Raw genomic sequence first — 19886 nt, 5'->3', positions numbered from 1 at the left:
GAGCTCCAGCGGTGTTCTGCTCTACGAGAGTCCAGCAACGTCCATCAAGAGCCGACGTTTTTGTGGGGGTAAAAGTAGGGGGAGTCCGTTTCATGGCCAAAATCACCATCAAAGAACTCGAGTCGCTGACTGCCAACGATGCCGGCCGAATCCTCCGGGAGGATGGCAATCTGGCCGGTCGAATCTCAGTCCGCAAGGACGGTGTGTCGGTCAGCTTTTTCTATCGTTATCGCTGGGGCGACCAGAACAAAGAGTACGCCTGCGGAACCTGGCCGCGCAAATCCCTGACAGACATCCGCAAGGCGCGTAATCAGGCCAGGGCGCTCATTGATGAGCAGATCAATCCCAACGAGCAAAAGAAAACCGCCAAGGCACAAGCATACGCCGCTGCTAACGTAGAAGCTGAACTAGTAAAAACGACGAAGGTGAAAACGCTGACCGTCCAGGATCTAGCCAAGGCCTGGCTGTTGGATGGCGTGGCGCGCAAAGATGGCAATGCTGAATTGCAGCGCCGTTTTAACAAGGACCTTTTTCCGGCACTCGGCAAGACCGCGGTGAGCAGCGTCTCCGAACACGATGTTCGGGCGCTGATCCGGGCCGTGGTCAATCGCGGCGCTCACCGACAAGCCATCAGTTTCTTCGCCGACCTCACTCAGATGTTCAGCTGGGCCAGAAAGCGTCAGCCCTGGCGGGCCTTATTGATCGAGGGCGATCCGACTGAGCTGGTCGACATCTCCCCGCTGATCCCTGCCGACTACGAGGCCGAAAGAAGCCGCATCCTTTCCCCGGCTGAGCTGTTGGAACTGCACAACCGCTTCCAGCAAATGACGGCCGATTACAACGCCCTGCCCGCTGGGCAAAAATACGACGGCATACGGCCGTTAAAGAAGGAAACCCAACTCGCGCTCTGGATCAGTCTGGGCACCCTGTGTCGGATAGGCGAGTTGCTGCAGGCCGAATGGAAAAATGTCGATCTGGCCCGACAGACCTGGTTCCTCCCCAGCGAAAACGTCAAAGGTACCCGTGGCAAGAAACAGGACCATCATATCTTCCTCTCCCCCTTCGCCCTGCATTTCTTTGAGGAACTCAAGACCCTGACGGGAGACTCCCGGTGGTGCTTTCCGAACAAGCAGGATGATGGGCATGTAGACGTGAAAGTGGTGAGCAAACAGGTCGGCGATCGCCAGGCCCGATTCAAAAACCGCAAGGCCCTCTCAAGAAGGCGTCACGACGACACGCTGGTGCTTGCCGACGGCCAAAACGGCGACTGGACGCCGCATGACCTACGCCGCACGGGCGCGACCATGATGCAGGCGTTGGGGGTCAGCCTGGACGTCATCGATCGCTGCCAAAACCATGTGCTGGCCGGCTCCCGGGTGAGACGCCACTACCTGCATCACGATTATGCCGAAGAGAAGAAGTGTGCCTGGAACCTGTTGGGCGATCGACTCAGTGCAATACTGTCATCAACCTATGAGCACACACCGACCGAGTCGATGATGCTTTTCCCGAGTACGCAGCGACTCCCCCTCCTGCCGCCTTCATAGGCCAACCTCTTCAATACCGCACCCTAATGAGATGGTCAGCCCAGTACGGGAGCCTTGGTAAATCTAAACTTACCGGGGTTCTCACTGACTTGCGGAGACCTCTCATGGACATCTTGGACTTCCTCGGCCTGGATATTGGAAAAAGCACCTTTCATCTAATAGGGCACGACGCCAAAGGCAAGGAAGTACTGCGCAAGAAATTCAATCGCAGCCGCTTGCTTGAGTTTGCCGCAAGGCTGAAGCCCTGCACCATAGCGATGGATGTCAGTAACGATCTACAATACTCGCTTGTTGGCAGAGCACCGACTGCTCATTAACGTCTGTTGAATGCTCTTCAATAGACTATCGTGGTCTGCCTCCCAGCCCTCGGCATTTCATGCTTGGATGAAAAAATAACCATTAAGGAAGACGTGAGCAATGAAGGTTTTTATCAGTTGGTCTGGAGAGCGCAGCCGAAAACTGGCCGAAGCGATACGAACATGGTTGCCAGCAGTACTTCAGACGGTCGAACCCTACTTCACACCGAGTGACATAGAAAAAGGAAACAGATGGTCCTCTGAAATTGCCAAGGAACTTGATAGTTCAACGGTTGGAATCTTCTGTATTACCCGAGACAATTTGAACAGCCCATGGATCATGTTCGAGGCTGGAGCAATATCAAAGAAGGTTGAGCAGTCACTGGTATGCCCAATACTATTCGATCTTGAAAACTCAGATATCTCTGGACCACTCACACAGTTCCAGACAACCATTTTTTCAAGGATGGATATTAAGACACTAATTAAAACAATTAACTCTTCCAACACCTCCTCAAAGCTAAGCGACGAAGTATTAAGTGAAGTGTTTGACATGTGGTGGCCAAAACTTGAAGAAAAAGTTGCTCTGATCCTTGAAGAAAGCAGCTATAGCATTAATCGGCCGTCTCGACCAGATCGTGACATACTCGAAGAAGTCCTGGAGCTCACAAGACTTCTATCAAGAAGTAAAGGAGTCGAGTCAAGCGCAGGCAACAACAAACAGCTTTATGAAGCTGTTTCTTATTTTTTAAGCAATTTCAATAATGTATTCAGCCAAGACTGGGGACATACTAAATCTTGTCTCGGCGGTAACATCCCAGATTACTATATCGCACGCCACGCAAACTTTATCAATCCTGGTATAGAGGATGAATCCAACAATTGGTCATCTAGGGGAGCCCTTCTGGCAAGCTATCGACATCTCATTGATTTTATTAGTGACAATAAAATTGATATCGACGCATTTGGCTACTCATAACAAAAAAGGCTCCACTAAGTACCGGCACAGCCCAGCGGCTACATATATTTATCCAAGCGCCGAACCGCTTCAGGCCTTGAAATGCACGATCACACGTTGTACACGCTGGCACCTCCTGTACGCTGCATTTCAAAGTCGATATAACGCTCAAGATCTACATACGTACCATCCTTGAAGGTAACTCGGCAAATGCAAAGAAATGTACCGAATGCGGATGTAGATATACCAATAAATCCATTCTGCTCAACAGCTGGAAAGACCTTATTCCCCCAATACGAACCCAGAAAAAATTCTGCGATCCGAACATCAGACAGATCCTCAGTTTTATGGCGAATAAGGTAGATGAAAGCATCAAACGTCTGACCGGGAATCGACGATGGTTTGATGATATGGGTGAGAAATACCCCACGATGTTCCGCATAGAGCGCATTACGTTGTTCATTCCACTGCTCAGGTGTTTCGATAGAAGCGAATTGGAGGGACTCAAAACTAATACTAGGCGCAGGACTGGTGGCTCCCACTTTCTGAGTTGTTTGCAGGGCAATGTGTCGGCCAACATCCGCAGCGACTTTAGCCGCGAGGTGGTCATGAGTATCAAAAACCTGACATATGTGACGCCTCTGAAGCTCCCCTTTGAACGCCACCAGACGCGCCCGGCTCTCTCCCATGTCAATATATCCAGGACGCCAAGGGTGGCTTTCGTCAACAATATAGATGAACCTTGGGAGTGACACCTCTGAAGCTGCCTTGTACTCCATCTCGGAAATGGATAATTCAGCACCGTCGGGTACATAACCATACCGATGGGCGTAGATACCCACAAAAACATCACTTTCTTGCTGCACCAAGCGAATACATTCGTCGGCAGGTCGCTCCTCCCGTGCGCCAAAGTTCTCCATCGAAACATCAATTGCGCCCAGTTGGCGAATAGCTGCCTGAACAGTCTTGCGGTGCTCCACCAAATCCGTGAATGTTGAGGACAAAAAGACTCGATGACTCATGGGCGACACTCCTCATTGAAGTCGATTCAGGAGCAAACAGGTTCGTGATGCAGAGCAAACACAGTAAGTTTACAGTTTATCTGTAAAAACACACTTACCCTAACTAAAAGTCAGGCACAGATTGGTAAGTACCCAAGCGAACAGCCTTGCGCTTTTCTTTCGCCGAGTAACTACCCCGCGCCGAATAAGCGGGGGACTCGACTCCCCATACCACCCCCGCTGACGCAAGTTGCTTCATCAGGTGACGATCCAGTACCTCACTACCGACCAGCTCACGTCGCTCTGCCAGTCGGCGAGGAAGGCACCATCGATCCCAGAAGACCGTCTGCCCCTGCGCGAGAAGCGCCTGCGTCTTTATGAACGCAGAATGGGTACCATCGCAAATCCGGTAACTGATGAAGTTTACCGGTTGAAGACTCAGTCTCCCAAGATGCTCCTCCAAAGGATCAGCCGAGGCCAAAAGCCGCATGCTCTGCAAGCTCCGGCCAATGGGGGCCTCAGGATCTTTGAACAATGGGTTTATACGCCCTTGCCCCGTTACCGATTCAAGATCAGGAAGAACCTGTGAAACATCGGATAACGGAAACCAATGCGAGTGCCTCGTTGCAATAAACCGAAGTTTCCCATCGTTTGACTTTTCAACGTGTTTAACTTCAATGCGCGCACAAAGGCCCGGAGGAAGAGCACCCCACGGTGAAAAAATTTGCCCAAAAATCCAAATCGTATCCCCCTTTCTCACCTGCTGTGTGGGTCCGGTTTTACGGCGACTGACATGAAATTTCGGGCAGGAAAAACCGGCACCGAGGTCTTGTACACCTGCGAACCAGGGATGATTGGGATCATCAGGGAATCGCAATACGATTCGCCTAGGCACATAGTGAATAAAGTGTTGAGGCATACGTCCTGACCTCGTTACGCAAATCCCGACCGCGGGCAGCACAATGAATTACACGAAACCTTTCAAATGTGAGAGCGAGACACTCCGCGCCGCATAAGACACACCAACACGCTGGATATCCGGAATGTTCGCCACTGAGTCCAGTTTCGAAATGGTACCGGGGTCGACGTCTGTGAGACCTAGCCCATCCAGCCCGGACCGGGTCAACTCAGGGTTGTAACGCACATAGCTGAACAAATTCGGGCAGGTCGATTTGACGTTGTCTTTCACCATCATCATTTCGCCAAACTCTCGATCAATCGCCCCTCCGAAACGACACGCCCCCAGTGTCCGGCAAGCCATGTCCCACCCTGCACTGGCCGCATTCATAAGTGCCCCCGGAAGGTTTTTGGCGTAGTGAACCAGGTTCATGTCACTCACCTTCAAATCCTGCCAGGTTTCAGCGGCGCTGCCGGTGCCGACCGAAACGATCAACAATTTGTCGGCGCCCGTTTTCCAGTTAATCGCATAAGGTTCGGCAGTCACCATCTGAAACGCCAGGAAGGCCGGGTTGTTGTACGTCGTGATTCCACCGTCAACGAAAACAAACTGGTACTCAGCGTCGGTATTCGGGGCAAAGGTTACAACTTCGGGCGGGAAATAAGTCGGAGCCGCGGTGCTGGCACGCAACAACTGCCATAGCGGCAAACGCAGGTTGCAGTCTTTGCGCTGAAGCTGGTTGTATTTTCCGCGAGGATTGTTGGACACCGGCCAGGGTGAGTCGGTGGTGTGGTTGCGCAGCACCATCATCAACAACGTGCGTAGTCCATGACTACCCAGCGTGGCGTTGGGCTCTTGCGGTGTCGACGAATGTTTCAGTGCTCGGTCCAGTTCCACACGCAGTTTTGTCGCCAGGGGATCGGCCTTGTAGGTGTACTGCAGACGTTTAAACACCGATGCGGGGTCGAACATGTCCTTGCCGCTGCCCACGTAAAACGCACGAATATCGTCCATGGACATCCCCGCAGAAATACACGCAGCGATAATTGCACCGGTACTGGTACCGCAAACAAAATCAAAGAAATCGGCAAGAACCAGCGTTGGCGCATTTTTAGCGATACGCAAATCAGCTTCGAGTTTGGCCAGGATCTCGACGCTCATCAGGCCGCGAATACCACCGCCGTCACAGGCAAGGATTTTTTTCGGTTCAGCAGATTCGATGCGGCTGACGAGTTGTTGGCTCATGGTGAATGCTCAGATATTTGGTTGGCGGCTTAGGGTGAATCAGTGAATTCCGGACATTGCTAGGTGTAGCTCATATTTGACGATACGCAGTCGATTCAATCGCCTCCCTACCAAAGCTTGCGTGTATCCAGCCAGGCTACTCGCCCCGTCCGGCGCTTCACTTCCTTGTACATATGCTCGGTGCCACCCGGTCCGTCGCCACCGCTGCCATTCCACAGGCAGATAAACCGCACCTTGTTTACCCCCCATGCAAGCGCACTGTATTGCAACCACAGGTTGCAGCGCTCAAAAGGACTCATGGCTTCATCGGGGCTGGATTTGGGGGGTGAACCAAGTTCGGTCGGCATGATACGCGGCGCAACCTCTAGCTGACTCTTGAGATCGAAATAGCGGGTACGCCACTGCTCACCACCCAAGGAGGGCAGTATGGAGCGTTCAATGAACTCGGGCTCGGGAAGTGGCAGCATCAGTTGCAGGCGCACGCCGAGCTTTTGACACGCTTCGAGGAACAACAGATCTCCACCGCATGCACCTTGCGCTAACGCGAGGTCACCGGGGCCAGCACCGAAGCTTTTAAGCGCTGCGGCAATACTTTCGGCAGCGACGGCTTCCTTGTCTGCCGGGAAGCGAGGAACCGCGCGATCAGGGGTGTCGATCATATGACCACTGAACAGGAATACCTGGCGCGGTTCGAATGGGGGGGAGCTAATGGCTATTTCCTGATCGATAATATCGAGCGCGACGGCTGTTTCGGCGGGCCGGAACTCAAGATCGCGCAACAGGCAAAGTGTCTGGCGGATGGAGTCCAGCGCGAACCAGTCACGATTCGTAGCGGCGGCAGTGGCTCGATACTCTTTCCTCACGTCCTCAAGCGTACTCACCAATAAACAAAACTCGGCATAGCTCGCTTGAGCCCAGTAGTCCATGCGGTTGCGCTCTCGCGCAGCGAAGCTCGACCAGCGCACGCCCCCGGTCAACAGATCTATCGCTGTGGCGCTGGCTTCCCCTCCGAGATGACGGCGCAGAAAGCTCAAGGTCAGTGCATTGATACCGGAATAATAGTGATCCGGAGCGTTGCTGAACGCTTTGTAATACGGCTCGATGGCTTGAGTCAGCGCCGAGTCCTGCGACCGCGCGGCGTCTGTCCATTCTGTCGGAGTAGAGCCTTGAGAGCGCCAACGATTGATCCAGTTCTCCTTCTCCACACGCCCGGCAAGCGCCCGGATTTCCGGATCGTTTGGATAGTCCATGGTCAGATGGCGCATCGCCTCTCGCGCCTCAACCTTGCGATCAAGACGACCATAGCAAATCGCTTTTTTCTCACGCGCAAACTTGTTCTTCGGATCGAGAGCCAGTACGGCGTTAAATTGCTCCAGCGCAAAATCGTAATGCCGAAGCTTGAGCAGTGCGTCCCCTGCCGCGCTTTTTGCCTCGATGCGCAACGCCACTGTCGGCGCTTCTTCGGCCAGCACGAGAATATCGCCCGCCAACCTTTTCTGCCGTGCTATTTCCAGCCGATTGGACCACTCCTCATAGGAAGCGCTGAACTCGTTGTGTTGTTCGAGCAGCAGCTTCTTCCAGTCAGGCTCGCGCAAGTGCGGAAGCAAGCTGTACACCGGACTCACCTTGCGCCCATGCCAAGCATCAAGCGTCGCACGCACCATGTCAGTGAGACACTTGCGATCGAGGGCCAGTGTAGCCGGGTCAGGGGCGCCGTCCTTCAGGTTGTAACGCAATTTACGATCAGTGTAGATATCAAAAGGCTGGCTCTGTCTCGGCCCCTGGACAAGCACCACACCTCGCGCACGAAGCGCATGTCGCACGCCAAGTTCATACCAGACATTGGGGTTGTCCAGTGTCAAGTCGGCGATGACGACATCCGCCATCAACAACTCCTGGAACATGTCGGTGCGAATGTCCCCCGCTCGGATTTCTTCGTCAGCGCGGAACACCTCCAGACCGGCATCACGCAACGCCGGTTCGATGTACTCGGCGTAAACACGATTAAAGTCGATCATTTTCCCGTCATGCGCCGGTTTAGTACCAAAAGGCATGGCCACAAAGGCGTGGAGCTTCAAGCGCTTCTCCTTGAAATGGGAACTGCATGGAACGTTTGCCTTGGGTAATAAGCACCGTGTCCACCAATATAGGATAAAAATATGGATCGTCTAGTCGTTGTCCGTGGCCCACGTGCAGGCCAAGGACGACCGCAACGAGTCTCTGAGAGGCTCAGTAAATACTGGCTTTCTTATAGGCTATAAACAACTCATCCAGATACTTCGCCAGCCGGACATCTTTATAAGACAACGTGCTGCCAATATCCCACGTTGAAAGACTAACACTTAAATTAACCCACAGATTCTCCCAGCGCGGGTGGTGTTCCATTTTCGAAATAGCGCGAGAGGCGACCATCATAAAATGCATGCAGTCATCAAAAGAGCTGAACATGTAATTTCTGCACAACTCTTTAACATCAATGACACCCTCACCACTTTCTTCCGTTGACTCTTTGATTTCCCACTCAGGCAACTCTCGAAGGCACTGACTAATTTCCAGCTCAGTCAAACATAGTGTTTGATCCAGTGCGGCCGGATAAATATATTTCGCATTTCTTTTAATCGAGGCAAGCCCATGCCCCTCAAGCACTTTAAAAAGACTTCGCATATCCCTTTTCCAGTGGGCATCTGATACTTCGTAATTTTGAATATTGGCGAGCTCGACCAAAGCATCGGGCAGACTTGAGTGGCCCATGCCCTTGGCGCCTTGAACCAACAACGGTATGACTTTGGCTCGGGATGACAGACCATATAAAACTTCGTTCCTGACCCAATCAGATTCGTTATCTATTCGTCTTCGCCCGTGTTCATCATGCGCATGCAACCAGTTGGGCCCGATAATCACGATTATGATGGAGGCCTCATGAAGCGCATCGATTATTTTTTCGCCCCACTTATCGCCCATCCTAATGGAGTCGGTATCGATAAAAACCGATTTTTCGCCAAAGCGATGCGTGCATTCGGCGGCGATATATCTTGCACTCGGGCCGCTGTCCTGACGACGGTACGAAATAAAAAGCTTTTTCATAGGCCCTCCGTAGCATCTATCGCAATTGTTCAGAAAAACTCTGAAATTACCGTTAGCCATTCATGACTTCGACAGCCATTCCGATTTTCCGGAGCTTAGTTCTCAGCATTCACTTTAGCTCAGAAAAATCGGAGCAACCGCAGGATCAGTGACAACAGCATTACACGATTATGAAAACGCTGGCCTCATGTCCTGGTACAACAACCTCATACGCATCCAGAATGCAGGCGCCTGATCACCGGGAAGACTTTGGGCTGGCTTATCGGGTGATATCAGAGGCTCCCCGTTGTGTCAGACGCAGTTCATCCACTCGCTCCAGCAGGTGGTTACCGAAGGCAGGCAATCGATAGATGTTCCATTTTTCATCACCCTCACTGTTACTCACTGCCAGCAGTACCTGCTGACCAGCGCCCAAGGCATGAAATTCCCCGTAACCGGGTATCAACGCTACTTCAGCCAGAGTCACAGCATCGTGCAAGGCGACGCCTTCACTCGTTTGCACAAGGACGAGACCTTGGTCGCTGAGGTCGACGATCTGACTGGCACCCGGGCGCAATGGGGCCTGCTGCAAAAGCGTAGTGCCGTCGGTAGACATCCGCACCAAGCGACCATCGCGGGTTGTCATTAGCCAGCCTTGTGCCTGGAAAACCGCTGATTTTATTGCAAGGTCCCGAGTGGCCGGGCTAACAGCCGGTTGCAATTGATGAGCGTCAATAATCGCCCATCGGCCTTTGGTGTTGAACACCAGCGTGTTGTGACCATCGGCCGAAAATACAAGACCGGATTGGCCGCGAAGACTGTGCCAAGGCGACTCACCAAGGCCCACGGAAAAATAGGCCGAGCTGCCTTCGATCTTCGTAGCGTTTTGGGCCTGCGGCGGCAGATAGGTCAACGAGTCCGCATCCAGAGAACTTCGGGTCCACACCTCGCCAGTTGCCTCGTTGACTGAATGCCTGCCGGCGGGCGCGGGCAGTACCTGAAATTGGTTGGATTTAATATTGATGCGAGTCAGCACACTGAACGTCTCACCATAGATGTTGCCATTCCAGGGATTGTCGAGAATAGGCGTGTGCCAAAAACTGCCGTGTCTGCGTATATCTTGAGCCAGCAGGCGACTCAACCCATCACTGTTCGAAGGCGAGTTCGCATCGAAGGATACGCGGCGGAGAATGGTGCCAATCGTTATGTCATCTATCACCGGGTTGAGTTCATTCAAAACTTCACCGTGCTGATCTGATAGCTGATAAGTCTTACCACTATAGGAGCGCACCCAATGCGCATCGGGCGCGATGTCACTACCTGCCGCGATCGCGCGTATGCCATCGGTCGTCGCAAAGAACATTGAAGTCTTCCCAGACGCCCGATATTTCCCTTTCAACGATTCTCCAAAAAACCGGCCTTGAGGCCAGACTTTCAGCAGCTTTTCGTTGTGGACGGCATATCCCTCGCCCTTGGGTGTGATGGCCGCACGCGAATAAGGCAGTTGCGCAACCCTCTCGAAACCTTCATCGGTGACCCTGACCCATTCGCTGCCATTCGACTGCGTGAGGACCAATTGCCGCCACTCAGGCACGTAGTCGAACCATGTTGCGGCACTGGGGTAGATGCCCACGACATGACAGTCCTGCTGGTCGCGGCGATAGAGCCATAGCATGGCGGGCGACTCGGTTTGCACCAGCAACTGATCAGCAGCGATAGGGTCGGCCTGAAGGACTTTCCCCGACACGATATGGCAGCGCCACAGGGGCTTGAGTTTTTCAGTCTCGAGCGTGATCACTGACGTGCCCACAGTTGAAATGTCGATGACGCTCAACAAACCGTTTCGAGAGCCCAGGACAAAATCGCGATTCACATTGATGGGCAGACGACCCTGCAGTTGAGCATCTCGATAGCGCTCAATGGCCTGCCCCTGATCATTCAGGAAAACGTCGCCGGTGTGATCGTCCCAATCAGAGACGCTACGACCGCTAATCACTTTCCAGCCGCCACCGGGAAGCCGAAAGGCAACGGACTTGGCTTCTCGACCAAACTCGACAATCAACTGCTCACCGACCCAGTAAAGCTGAAAGTCTGTTCGTTGAATGGGTGGAATACTCGAAAAGTCACGTTCCTGAGCGAGGTCCAGCGAGTCCTGGAATTTGCCGCTATCCATATTGAAGGTAAACAGCTGATTCTTGATCAGCAGGTACAACTTGCGGCCCTGCGTGTCGGCTTCGACGCCTTGTCCCTGCAGCGCCGTTTGCAGGTCCGTGGCGCTCATACCTTGTTGAAGGAAATGCTCGAGAACCGGCGCCATATCGATGTAACTCAGCACACTCGGATCAGCATTATTGATCAGCGCGACACGTGCACCTTCTAACAGCACCAAAAACACGGAGCCTTGGGCCAGGCTCTGTAAATCGTACTTTGTCGTCACTTCGCTGAATGGCATGCTGACCCGCTTGTCCAGCAGTGTCCGGTAGATCAGTGCCAACTGTTCCGAGGACGGCGCCTGCCCCAGCCCCTGGCGTAACTTGATCGACGATTGCAGAAAGTCACTTCCGTCGTCGTAGTCAAGACGGCGAAAGCGCGCATCCGCAATGGACAGCAGCTCAACCGACTGACGTTCGATCCCGGCCCTCCTGGCTTGATCTTTCGAATAAAGACTCCAGACAAGTAACATCAACCCAGCAAAAATCACTACCGAGCAGGCAATCCACCAGTTTCGCTTACGGTTACGTTCGCGCCGTTTTAGCTGGTCGAAATCCACCCCCAAAATGCCGGCGATAACCTTGAGCAATACGTCCCGACGACTAATGCCGGACCGTTCACGCATATCGATTGCAAGAGGCTCCTCACGCAGACTCACATCAAGCTCGTTGTCTTCACCTAACGGATGACGCAAGGCCGGACAAAAGTACTCGTCACTCGGCAACCCATGATTCGTGCGCTTTGGGGCGCTATCGACCATGACGGTGATGATCTTCTCGCCTCGTCTCGTGCGCCTGAAATGCAGAACCTCATCATTCACCCATTTGGACGTAGCCGATAGGGGTGAGCAGAGCACGATCAAGGCATCGGAATTGTCCAGTGCTTGCTTGAGCGCCTCCTGAAGACTGGGCGAACTTGACAACTCTCCGTGGTCGATAAAGACAGGAAAAAGACGACGCACCCCCCCCCATTGCTCCCGCACCAGCGCCCGTATGCCTGATGGCAGCTTCCAAGTCTCAAGGGCGTTGTGTAACCATTTTGCGGCCTCGCCATCCTCGTGAGAGTAGCTGATGAATGCCCGGTACTTTCGAACATTAGTGCAGGTGCTTCGTACTTCTTCCATGGCTTACTCAGATAGTTAATATTGGCATCTAAAACGTCACTGAAGCTGTACTCCCTACTGGCTGCCGCGAGAAAAAATCCAGTACTGAATTGGCGACAAACAACAATTTTTCCGATCGAGGCAGTGACTTGACGATGCTATACCAATACCTGGCCATAGTTCGAGAGCACATACACGAGGTTGCCGCGATATTCCAGAACACCGACGGCCGCGAGTATTAAAATCATGGATACCACCACCCAAATCAAGCGCAGGTATTAACTATCGGGGCGTGTGCCTGCCCCGTGACTCTAAATAGTGGAACAGGCGTTACTCGTCTCTCATCAGCTTACGAGTAATACAAAAAAGCTCAGCTTGATAAAGGGCATCGTGTAGCGCGTCATGATCGCCTCCTCGCTTCGGATTAAGTGCCTCTGCGATTCTACTGGAGCGAGTATCCGTCCATTTTCATCGCGCCCATATACATAGACTTAATATCCAGCGCAGCGAAACCAAAAGGATTTTCGCCCGGATACCGATGGAAGTAATAATTCACGAATGACCAATCAAACAGTGCGTGAACCCCACAAAAACCGCTATTGAGTCATCTCCTGTCATCTGCACCGCCCACGCCTTGAAAGCTCGCATACCCTGCTAGGTTCAAGCCCCCCACCTTCGCGAGGCGCTCAAGCGAAAGCCCTGTTACTTCCAACGCCTTCGGGTCGGCATTGAGCGTCGTCGGTTTCAACTCGAAGGCAAAGGTCTGGTTCGGATCGTCGACGCCGCAGGCTCCGATGTCTTGGCGCTGATTTGACCTAGGCTGCCGGAATTCATTGAACCACCCGAGTACTCAAAAATGAAGACCTTGCGGGCGATTTCGGATGCAGCATGTGGGTCAGTCAAAATCAGCAGTCGGGGTCAAAATCGCACCAGCGCCAACAAGGTAGCTGGTTAGAGGTACTCAATTTGCCAAGAATGGGGAGCAGGCTATTACTGAGTATCTCTTTAAACCAAGAAGCAACCATCTTGGTTGGCGCTATTCGACTTTTGGCGTTACAGCCACCTCAATAATTTTTCCATTCAGCTCATAACTGAAAGAAACACCGCCTTGATTAGACACAACTAGTTTATCGAACCCTGAAGGAATTGCTTGAGCTGCTGAGAAAAAATTAGTAGCAAAGCGAGCTAAAATACTGCCGGTATTCAATTCAACAAGAGAAAGACGACCGAAAGAAGTCAAAACCCAAAATCGATTGCGAGCGAAATCCATAACGACGGATTGAATCGCATCGGTAAAGTCTCCTGTTTCATAGGCTCTTGGTCGAGCGAAATTTTTTCTCCAGACCAGTTGCTCTTGGGAAACCAATTCAATATCCCCCTGGCCGGGGTGCAAGTACAGAGTTGCAGGCCCATGGAACGTATTCACCTCCCACACGACGTCTTTCTCCGGTAAATCACTTGAAGAGGAGTCATCTGAAGCGGGAATGATTATCTTTCTGTCTAGTTCACGCTCATGCAATCGCCATGACGGTGTAAACAGTTTCACGCCGTGATCTCTGAATGACACATAAGCTGAATCATCGACAGCGCACGCAACACCAGATACTGCATCAGGCCATGAGTGCTCAACATGCTCAGTTTCAACTTTCAAATCTTCGAAAAGCGAGTGAGCATAGCGCATCCAATAAACATTTCCCTCCCAATCTCCTACAACAAATCCGCCATTCTGACAAAAACCCCCGGCCGTATAACCTAAACTTGAACGAGGGTAATCAACTTCAACTTTCCGCTCTTCATCGTCACCTAAACACCGATCATGCAGCAAAACTCTCCCAATCCTCTTCGATGTTAAATAATAAGAATAGCTACAGCCACTCACTTCATCTTTCACCGCAGCCGCATCCAAAAGCGGGTCACTCTCACCTTCAAAATACTGAAGCAACAGAATCGCCCCGGTTTCTTCAGGTACGACTATCAACACCAAATCTTTACGAACTACTTTGTTGTGTATTTTAGCCTTCAACACCTGGGGCTTCCCATCTGCCAAGTTCCCGAAAAAGCTCATCCAAGCTCTTGAGGTAGTGCGCTCTGGTTTTCCTATGGTCAGTTTCATTGGCGAGCCAATTGTTTTACCTTCCAGATCGAAGAGCCGCAATTGATCTCCTTGATCAAGCACTGCAAGTCGATTTCCTTCGCTATCTGCCCACACCGCCGCTAAAGGGAGCGGTTTAATAGGGAGAGATATGCTTTGAGCATTAGCATTGTAAATTTCTAACCGGCCATTTAACCATCCCACCAGCAAACGCTGCTTCGGCAGAGGCACTAACGATTGCAGGGGCATATTAGAGCGGGTTTGCGACAACATGTCTTCCCAACGGGAGAGTTCTGACCCCAATGCCTCACAATCAGGCCAACGTCGTACTATCGCTGATCCTTCATCCGAAGTCCCAACATCATATCCTACCCAAAAAAAATGATCAGCTGAAACTGCCACGTTAGAAAAATCGCGTGCAAAATTCTCACAATCATAAGCGTCCTGTTTGCCGCTCACAGGCAATATACGAACACTTTGATAACGACTGCCAAGGACAAAGTTACTGGACGACCCGCCCTTAATTAATTTTATACTACTTACACCCTGGATATCGGCTACCACGGCTTTTTGAAATAAAGCCTGCTGTATATTTTCCTGAAATGATTTCGGGAAGACATTGCTTTCTGATGCCCTGTCTGCGGCCTTGAGGAATTCACCGTTTGTTTGCTCAGCAGCGACTACCAACATATTCGCTGCATGCTGCTTGTGTAGGGCTTCGTCACGAGCATTATCGGCTGCAAATTTCATACGCCAAGAAATTACGGTAAGCACAAGTAACAACAATACAATGGACACTACCAGCACTCGCCATTTTGTATTCGCACGAAGACGTCCGACGCTGGCAACAATACTGTTGAAGGTCTGCAAGGAAGCAGTATTTGAAGCCCCACCATCGAAAGTCTCAACAATAAACTTTCGTTTCTCGAAGCCATGCCAGTTGTCGACTACCGTCTTTTCAGCTGCTATTGCTTGGAGACAGCCATCGAGAGAGATAGGAATAATGGGTCTTTGGGGGTGACATTTTCTGAACTGCTCTACCTCGGTTTGGATCCACCGTGGATATTTAAGAACTTCAGCATTGGTAATTACAATAAGCACTTTTGTATTGGCCAGCGCCTTGAGTATTGAGGCGGTCAAAGTATCTTCATAGCCCAGCTCCTCCTCGCAAAAAAATACAACCAGCCCAGCATCTTGTAACCGCCGAGTCAAGTCGGAAGCGTAGAGAAAATTACCGCGTGGCGGTTCACCCAATGCAAAAGAAATAAATACATCGTAGCCAAATATGCGCTCTGAAGATTTCCTGCTCGACGCAAGAGCCGCAACCGCTGTCATATAAAAAACCGATTACTTTAACCTGTGCCAGAATTATCCATACCAGTGCTCACTTCCATTCGTCAGAGTATGTCAGAGCCAATTTCGCACTCTATACATAATTGCAATAAAAATTATTTCATTTCAGTATTATTGCACCTGCAAGTATCTGAAAAATACGCACCCTGTCGGACTTAGATTGGCGAGATTGAAGATACCTGGCGTCGTTAACAATCGCGAGGAAAACGCTGATGTCGCCTCAACACCAGCTGGCTGCGGTACACTCGGGCGAGTTTTCCTGACGTCAGTTGCACACAGGCTCGGCGCTTCGGTGGCCATGCTTTCCATTGAAACATCCGGGTCTAAGGCGGGACCATTGGTGCAGGTTGACAAACGCAGATGGGCGATGAGGTTGCTGCAATTTGGTGTTGTCAAAAGTCTTTCATCCTTGGATGACTTGGCGTGAAGTACCAGCCGATGCTCATCTGCACTAATTTCCAACCTCAAGAGGGCTATACCCCACAAAGAGACATGGCCTCTACGATTGCGGGGAAGTCATGCAAATCAACCTTACAGTCAAAGCTATCTTCTCGATTCACCATTGTTTTTCAGTTAGCGATCCTACACACCTCAACCTGATACCCCATAGCGATCAATCGCTGAGAAAACTGCCTGAAGTTGACCTTTGAGAAGAAGGGCATATGCAGGACTTCGTTGGTTTGCATGATGGCGAACACTATCTTGTTTCTAGGCTGCGTGGCCGAGTCGAATACGAACTGAAACTCCCCCTCCTGAGCGAGATATCTATTGACCTGAGCCGTTACGTCGGGGTCATTGATGAGCGCCTCTGCGGACACGTACGCCTGGGAGAACAGATGGCTCAAGACGCTGGACGATGAGTACTTTTTTACGTGGATGATGTGGTATTCCAGCGTCAGAAGGTCACAGAACTCGAATGGGCCCGCAGCGCCGCTCAAACGAATCAGCTTCTGATCAAGCAGAAAGAAATTTACGTTGTCGACGACCCGTCTTAAGTACGGGCCTTCCTGGTCGGTATCGTACCGAGGGAACTGCAGGATGGATCGGGTAGCCGCTTCGAAGTATTGGTTGACCTGATCAGTGTAGTCTCGATCAATCTGGTACCAATCCCCCTCGCTGAGCAGGTAGATTTTTTCTTCGAACTCGATCTCCGCCTCAAGGCAACTGTACACGGGCCAGGCAGCGTGTTGCTGCTCATCAGCGCCATACAGGTAGATGCGCTCCGAGTTCAGCGATTGCAGCGTGACCGCGCCAAGGATCTGCTTGGCCAGGAGGACTTGGCAAACGAGCGGCGGCGATCATGAGCTTGATCCAGTCTGCGCGGCTGAATGGTCATGATCCGTACGCGTATCTGAAGGATGTTCTCACGCGCCTGCCGACGCAGCGGGCGAATGAGATTACCGACCTACTGCCGCACAGGTGGATGCCCATCTAACGGTGCAACCTCTGACGGGGCACCGTATCAAGATCTGCCTAGTCGCCCAAATTAACGGCATTACCGTTAATCCGGACATAATAATTATCGAATTCACCGCTTTCGACGAACACGAAGCCATGGCGAGTGTAAAAACGATTTGAAGCGCTTTCCTTGAGAGCACCAACCTTGATGGGACGCCCGATCTCATCAGCCTCTCTGAAAATCTGAGTAAGAACTTCAGAGCCGATTCCTGCTCCTTGAGCACTGGGTATCACATACAAGTGGTCAAGCAGAAGCTCGCTCTGATGGTCTTTGATAACGACAAAACCGACCAGATCACCTGATACTTCTATGCGGCGTGTGCTGTTAGCGTCGAACCCACCAAGAAATCGTTCGCGCGCACGATCTGGGTTAAATCGTCCAAGCCGTTCAAGGCTCTCGCGCATGGCCTCAATCCTGATGGCTACCAGATCTTCCAGGTCGTTATTGGAAGCTGCGCATAAAACGACAGCGGAGTTTTGATCAGCGGAGGCTGGCATAACAAGCACCCTAAACATGGCCGGTCAGTCATTATAGAGAACAGAATCCGCATAACCACTACTGCCTCGGTTCAATGGAGGCGATGGCTCCATATCAGCTTCAGGGGGATGTGTTCGCCGGACGCTTACGAACAAGTGATTTACGTTAAATGTCAAAAAGCGCCTCAATGCTGAACCGCTCCAATGCTCGCAGTAAATGTGAGATTCGATACAACCTCCTCCCCTTCATAGTTCGGAGGCTTTCGACGCAAAGTGGACATATCCAGACCCGGAACGGCAATTGCTCAATGGTCAGCGCTACGAGGCGGAGCTCCTAGGCACAGATCTCGTCAGCCTTCATGGCCCAATACCTCGACCAGCACAGGCACTTCCAGCAAGCGGCCGCCGGAAAACGTCATTTCGGATAAAGTTCGTCACGATCCGGTCTTTCTCGCACCGTTGCGTGGCGTTCAATGTCTTCTATCTCATGAGGCGCATGATATTGCCTATGCTTACTGCGTCGTAGGTCAACCCGTGAGCTACTGATAACCGGTGAAAATCATCGGGGCCTATGCTGCTGACCGCCGTAGTCTCAAGCATTGGGAACTGAGTGCGCAGAGGTTGCGCCTTGATCTTCTCGAAAGCTTGCTTTAAGGCGCGTAGGTAAACATCGCAGGTGGAGCCGCCGCCGGCGAGAAAAACCGGTATCCCCGCAGTCCACTCTGGGGCATTCGGATAGCGGTGTGCCTTGGTATAGTGAAGAATCTCACCTATTACATCGCTCACACGTAAAGCGAAATACTTATCGATGCTTAGAAGCAGAGCACGATCTATTGCTAGGCGTTCGGCGAGTTTATCCGTCGTTGGGGTTCCCTCAATATCATCCCAGTGATGGCTGCTTAAGCCTAATTCATCAGATCGCCTAGCCATCAAGAAATGCGTTCCCAATGGTTTGACGGTGCTAGCAAAGATTGGAAATCGATCCTCGCTTTCTTGTGATTCTCGATAAACGTTAAAAACCGCGACATCCATCGTGCCGGCGCCAACATCCAGCAATAGATGCAGGCCATTCCGACGCTGTGGAGATTTGACGTAGCCGGCAATCTGCGCAACAAACTCTGGCATAGGGTAGAGACCATCCAGTCCTATGTCGGCCAAACCTACAGGAGTGGCTTGCATCAATGCGTCGGCGGCTTCCAAGGTCAGCTTGTCGTGAGTTTGGCTAAGTTGCCACCCCCAACACCCGATACGGTTGTAGTCATCTTTTAATGGTGACAACCAGGAATTCGTTGGAATACCAAGGTTGACCTCCCATACTAAACGCCTGTTTCCAACAAGCGGCGCCTGATGTCGATATAGCCAAGCACGCGCATAGCGCATCACCCATGCAAGGAAAACTACTGCAGCCGCCAGTTGCCGAGACTGTACTGGGTGGCTGGAGATAAAGGGCAGTTTGAGATTACTGAGCACCTCGGACTTCTCAGGCGTTCTTCCCAGCCAAACACCCCCATCAGTGCAGCACGATAATTCGCCAGGCAGAAAATATCGATGGGGGCTGCTGCGAACTCCATCCCAGTCGACAAAAAACACCTTGTCAGCGGCTCTGATGGCGAGTTTCGTATAGGCTGTTCCGAAATCGATGCCCACTCTGACGGATAAGGCACGTGAGGTCCCACCACCATTTGCTTGCAAGGCGGATCCTTCCTTTACCCAGTCCTCAGGCATCTTGAACTCGGACACCCGCGTCAGTACTGCCTGGCTGACGGCGTCAAAGCCTAGTTCGGCAATCGTAATCGTATCGACTTTGGCAGGGGGACGCGGGGACGTCTTCGATGCAGGGTGATATACCTCGTGCACAAATTTCATATCCCCGCTGTCAATTTTCGAGGCTTGTGTATCGGGGGCTCGTTGCTTGTTTCGTTTTTGACTCGATGGTGGCTTCGCAGCGGGCCGTGGGCTTTTTTTATGTGTTACCTCCGAGCCGATTTCTGGGGTTCTTGAGTCCTTGGAATGCTTGAGAGGCCGGGCGTCATCTTTCCAATCTTGCTCGGATGAGTACTTGATCTGTGATGGGGGTACTGGCTGATCGCCCGTCTTTGTTACGGACTTCTCCTTTACGAGTCGACTGCCTAACTCTGGAAACACCTTGGCGAGCTCTTCTTGTAGGCTTCCCATCTCTCCTCCC

12 protein-coding genes and 2 pseudogenes are annotated in these 19886 nt (G+C 51.8%); 4 read left to right on the top strand and 10 right to left on the bottom strand.

What is annotated here, in order from left to right; all coding sequences use genetic code 11:
• Nucleotides 1-92 precede the first annotated feature (92 nt).
• The 3 genes and pseudogenes from AB7M22_RS07160 (at nucleotide 93) to AB7M22_RS07150 (ending at nucleotide 2822) form a co-directional block, all read left to right on the top strand.
• Nucleotides 93-1547 carry a tyrosine-type recombinase/integrase gene (locus tag AB7M22_RS07160; protein ID WP_454185699.1) on the top strand — a complete coding sequence of 485 codons (1455 nt, stop codon included), beginning with the start codon at nucleotides 93-95 and terminating at the stop codon, nucleotides 1545-1547.
• Between the two features lie 104 nt (nucleotides 1548-1651).
• Nucleotides 1652-1810: pseudogene (locus tag AB7M22_RS07155) on the top strand (IS110 family transposase); the annotation flags it as partial.
• A gap of 154 nt (nucleotides 1811-1964) precedes the next feature.
• Nucleotides 1965-2822 carry a toll/interleukin-1 receptor domain-containing protein gene (locus tag AB7M22_RS07150; protein WP_454185698.1) on the top strand — a complete coding sequence of 286 codons (858 nt, stop codon included), beginning with the start codon at nucleotides 1965-1967 and terminating at the stop codon, nucleotides 2820-2822.
• Nucleotides 2823-2911: 89 nt separating this feature from the next.
• Here AB7M22_RS07150 and AB7M22_RS07145 read toward each other — a convergent pair whose 3' ends face one another.
• The 8 genes from AB7M22_RS07145 to AB7M22_RS07110 form a co-directional block, all read right to left on the bottom strand.
• A complete protein-coding gene (locus AB7M22_RS07145) occupies nucleotides 2912-3823 on the bottom strand; it encodes a DUF4062 domain-containing protein (RefSeq protein WP_454185697.1) in 912 nt (303 codons plus the stop codon).
• Nucleotides 3824-3926: 103 nt separating this feature from the next.
• On the bottom strand, nucleotides 3927-4721 hold the full coding sequence (locus tag AB7M22_RS07140; RefSeq protein WP_454185696.1) for a hypothetical protein: 795 nt from the start codon (nucleotides 4719-4721) through the stop codon (nucleotides 3927-3929).
• Nucleotides 4722-4769: 48 nt separating this feature from the next.
• Nucleotides 4770-5945: a patatin-like phospholipase family protein gene (locus AB7M22_RS07135; RefSeq protein WP_454185695.1), complete on the bottom strand. Its 1176-nt coding sequence runs from the start codon at nucleotides 5943-5945 to the stop codon at nucleotides 4770-4772.
• A gap of 107 nt (nucleotides 5946-6052) precedes the next feature.
• On the bottom strand, nucleotides 6053-8023 hold the full coding sequence (locus AB7M22_RS07130) for a TRAFs-binding domain-containing protein (protein ID WP_454185694.1): 1971 nt from the start codon (nucleotides 8021-8023) through the stop codon (nucleotides 6053-6055).
• A 151-nt stretch (nucleotides 8024-8174) separates the two neighbouring features.
• Complete coding sequence (locus AB7M22_RS07125; RefSeq protein ID WP_454185693.1) at nucleotides 8175-9029, bottom strand: 4a-hydroxytetrahydrobiopterin dehydratase; 855 nt, start codon at nucleotides 9027-9029, stop codon at nucleotides 8175-8177.
• A gap of 259 nt (nucleotides 9030-9288) precedes the next feature.
• The gene (locus AB7M22_RS07120; RefSeq protein WP_454185692.1) at nucleotides 9289-12342 is read right to left on the bottom strand and encodes a toll/interleukin-1 receptor domain-containing protein; all 3054 of its coding nucleotides are present in this window, start codon (nucleotides 12340-12342) and stop codon (nucleotides 9289-9291) included.
• Between the two features lie 1015 nt (nucleotides 12343-13357).
• Nucleotides 13358-15748: a hypothetical protein gene (locus tag AB7M22_RS07115; RefSeq protein WP_454185691.1), complete on the bottom strand. Its 2391-nt coding sequence runs from the start codon at nucleotides 15746-15748 to the stop codon at nucleotides 13358-13360.
• Nucleotides 15749-16335: 587 nt separating this feature from the next.
• Nucleotides 16336-17007: a TIGR04141 family sporadically distributed protein gene (locus tag AB7M22_RS07110; protein ID WP_454188763.1), complete on the bottom strand. Its 672-nt coding sequence runs from the start codon at nucleotides 17005-17007 to the stop codon at nucleotides 16336-16338.
• Nucleotides 17008-17045: 38 nt separating this feature from the next.
• Here AB7M22_RS07110 and AB7M22_RS07105 point away from each other — a divergent pair.
• Nucleotides 17046-17201: pseudogene (locus AB7M22_RS07105) on the top strand (transposase domain-containing protein); the annotation flags it as partial.
• Nucleotides 17202-17239: 38 nt separating this feature from the next.
• Here the strand turns inward: AB7M22_RS07105 and AB7M22_RS07100 are convergent.
• A complete protein-coding gene (locus AB7M22_RS07100; RefSeq protein WP_032830703.1) occupies nucleotides 17240-17722 on the bottom strand; it encodes a GNAT family N-acetyltransferase in 483 nt (160 codons plus the stop codon).
• 459 nt (nucleotides 17723-18181) lie between these two features.
• On the bottom strand, nucleotides 18182-19876 hold the full coding sequence (locus AB7M22_RS07095; RefSeq protein ID WP_454185690.1) for a hypothetical protein: 1695 nt from the start codon (nucleotides 19874-19876) through the stop codon (nucleotides 18182-18184).
• Between the last annotated feature and the right edge of the window lie 10 nt (nucleotides 19877-19886).

It is taken from the genome of Pseudomonas sp. ADAK2 TE3594, from assembly GCF_053628675.1.
This window is presented reverse-complemented; position numbering and strand designations above follow the sequence as displayed.

What these genes read in the sequence shown, in the direction of transcription:
- AB7M22_RS07160 (WP_454185699.1), top strand. Translation starts at nt 93, where the DNA reads ATGGCCAAAATCACCATCAAAGAACTCGAGTCGCTGACTGCCAACGAT.
- AB7M22_RS07150 (WP_454185698.1), top strand. Translation starts at nt 1,965, where the DNA reads ATGAAGGTTTTTATCAGTTGGTCTGGAGAGCGCAGCCGAAAACTGGCC.
- AB7M22_RS07145 (WP_454185697.1), bottom strand. Translation starts at nt 3,823, where the DNA reads ATGAGTCATCGAGTCTTTTTGTCCTCAACATTCACGGATTTGGTGGAG.
- AB7M22_RS07140 (WP_454185696.1), bottom strand. Translation starts at nt 4,721, where the DNA reads ATGCCTCAACACTTTATTCACTATGTGCCTAGGCGAATCGTATTGCGA.
- AB7M22_RS07135 (WP_454185695.1), bottom strand. Translation starts at nt 5,945, where the DNA reads ATGAGCCAACAACTCGTCAGCCGCATCGAATCTGCTGAACCGAAAAAA.
- AB7M22_RS07125 (WP_454185693.1), bottom strand. Translation starts at nt 9,029, where the DNA reads ATGAAAAAGCTTTTTATTTCGTACCGTCGTCAGGACAGCGGCCCGAGT.
- AB7M22_RS07120 (WP_454185692.1), bottom strand. Translation starts at nt 12,342, where the DNA reads ATGGAAGAAGTACGAAGCACCTGCACTAATGTTCGAAAGTACCGGGCA.
- AB7M22_RS07115 (WP_454185691.1), bottom strand. Translation starts at nt 15,748, where the DNA reads ATGACAGCGGTTGCGGCTCTTGCGTCGAGCAGGAAATCTTCAGAGCGC.
- AB7M22_RS07100 (WP_032830703.1), bottom strand. Translation starts at nt 17,722, where the DNA reads ATGCCAGCCTCCGCTGATCAAAACTCCGCTGTCGTTTTATGCGCAGCT.
- AB7M22_RS07095 (WP_454185690.1), bottom strand. Translation starts at nt 19,876, where the DNA reads ATGGGAAGCCTACAAGAAGAGCTCGCCAAGGTGTTTCCAGAGTTAGGC.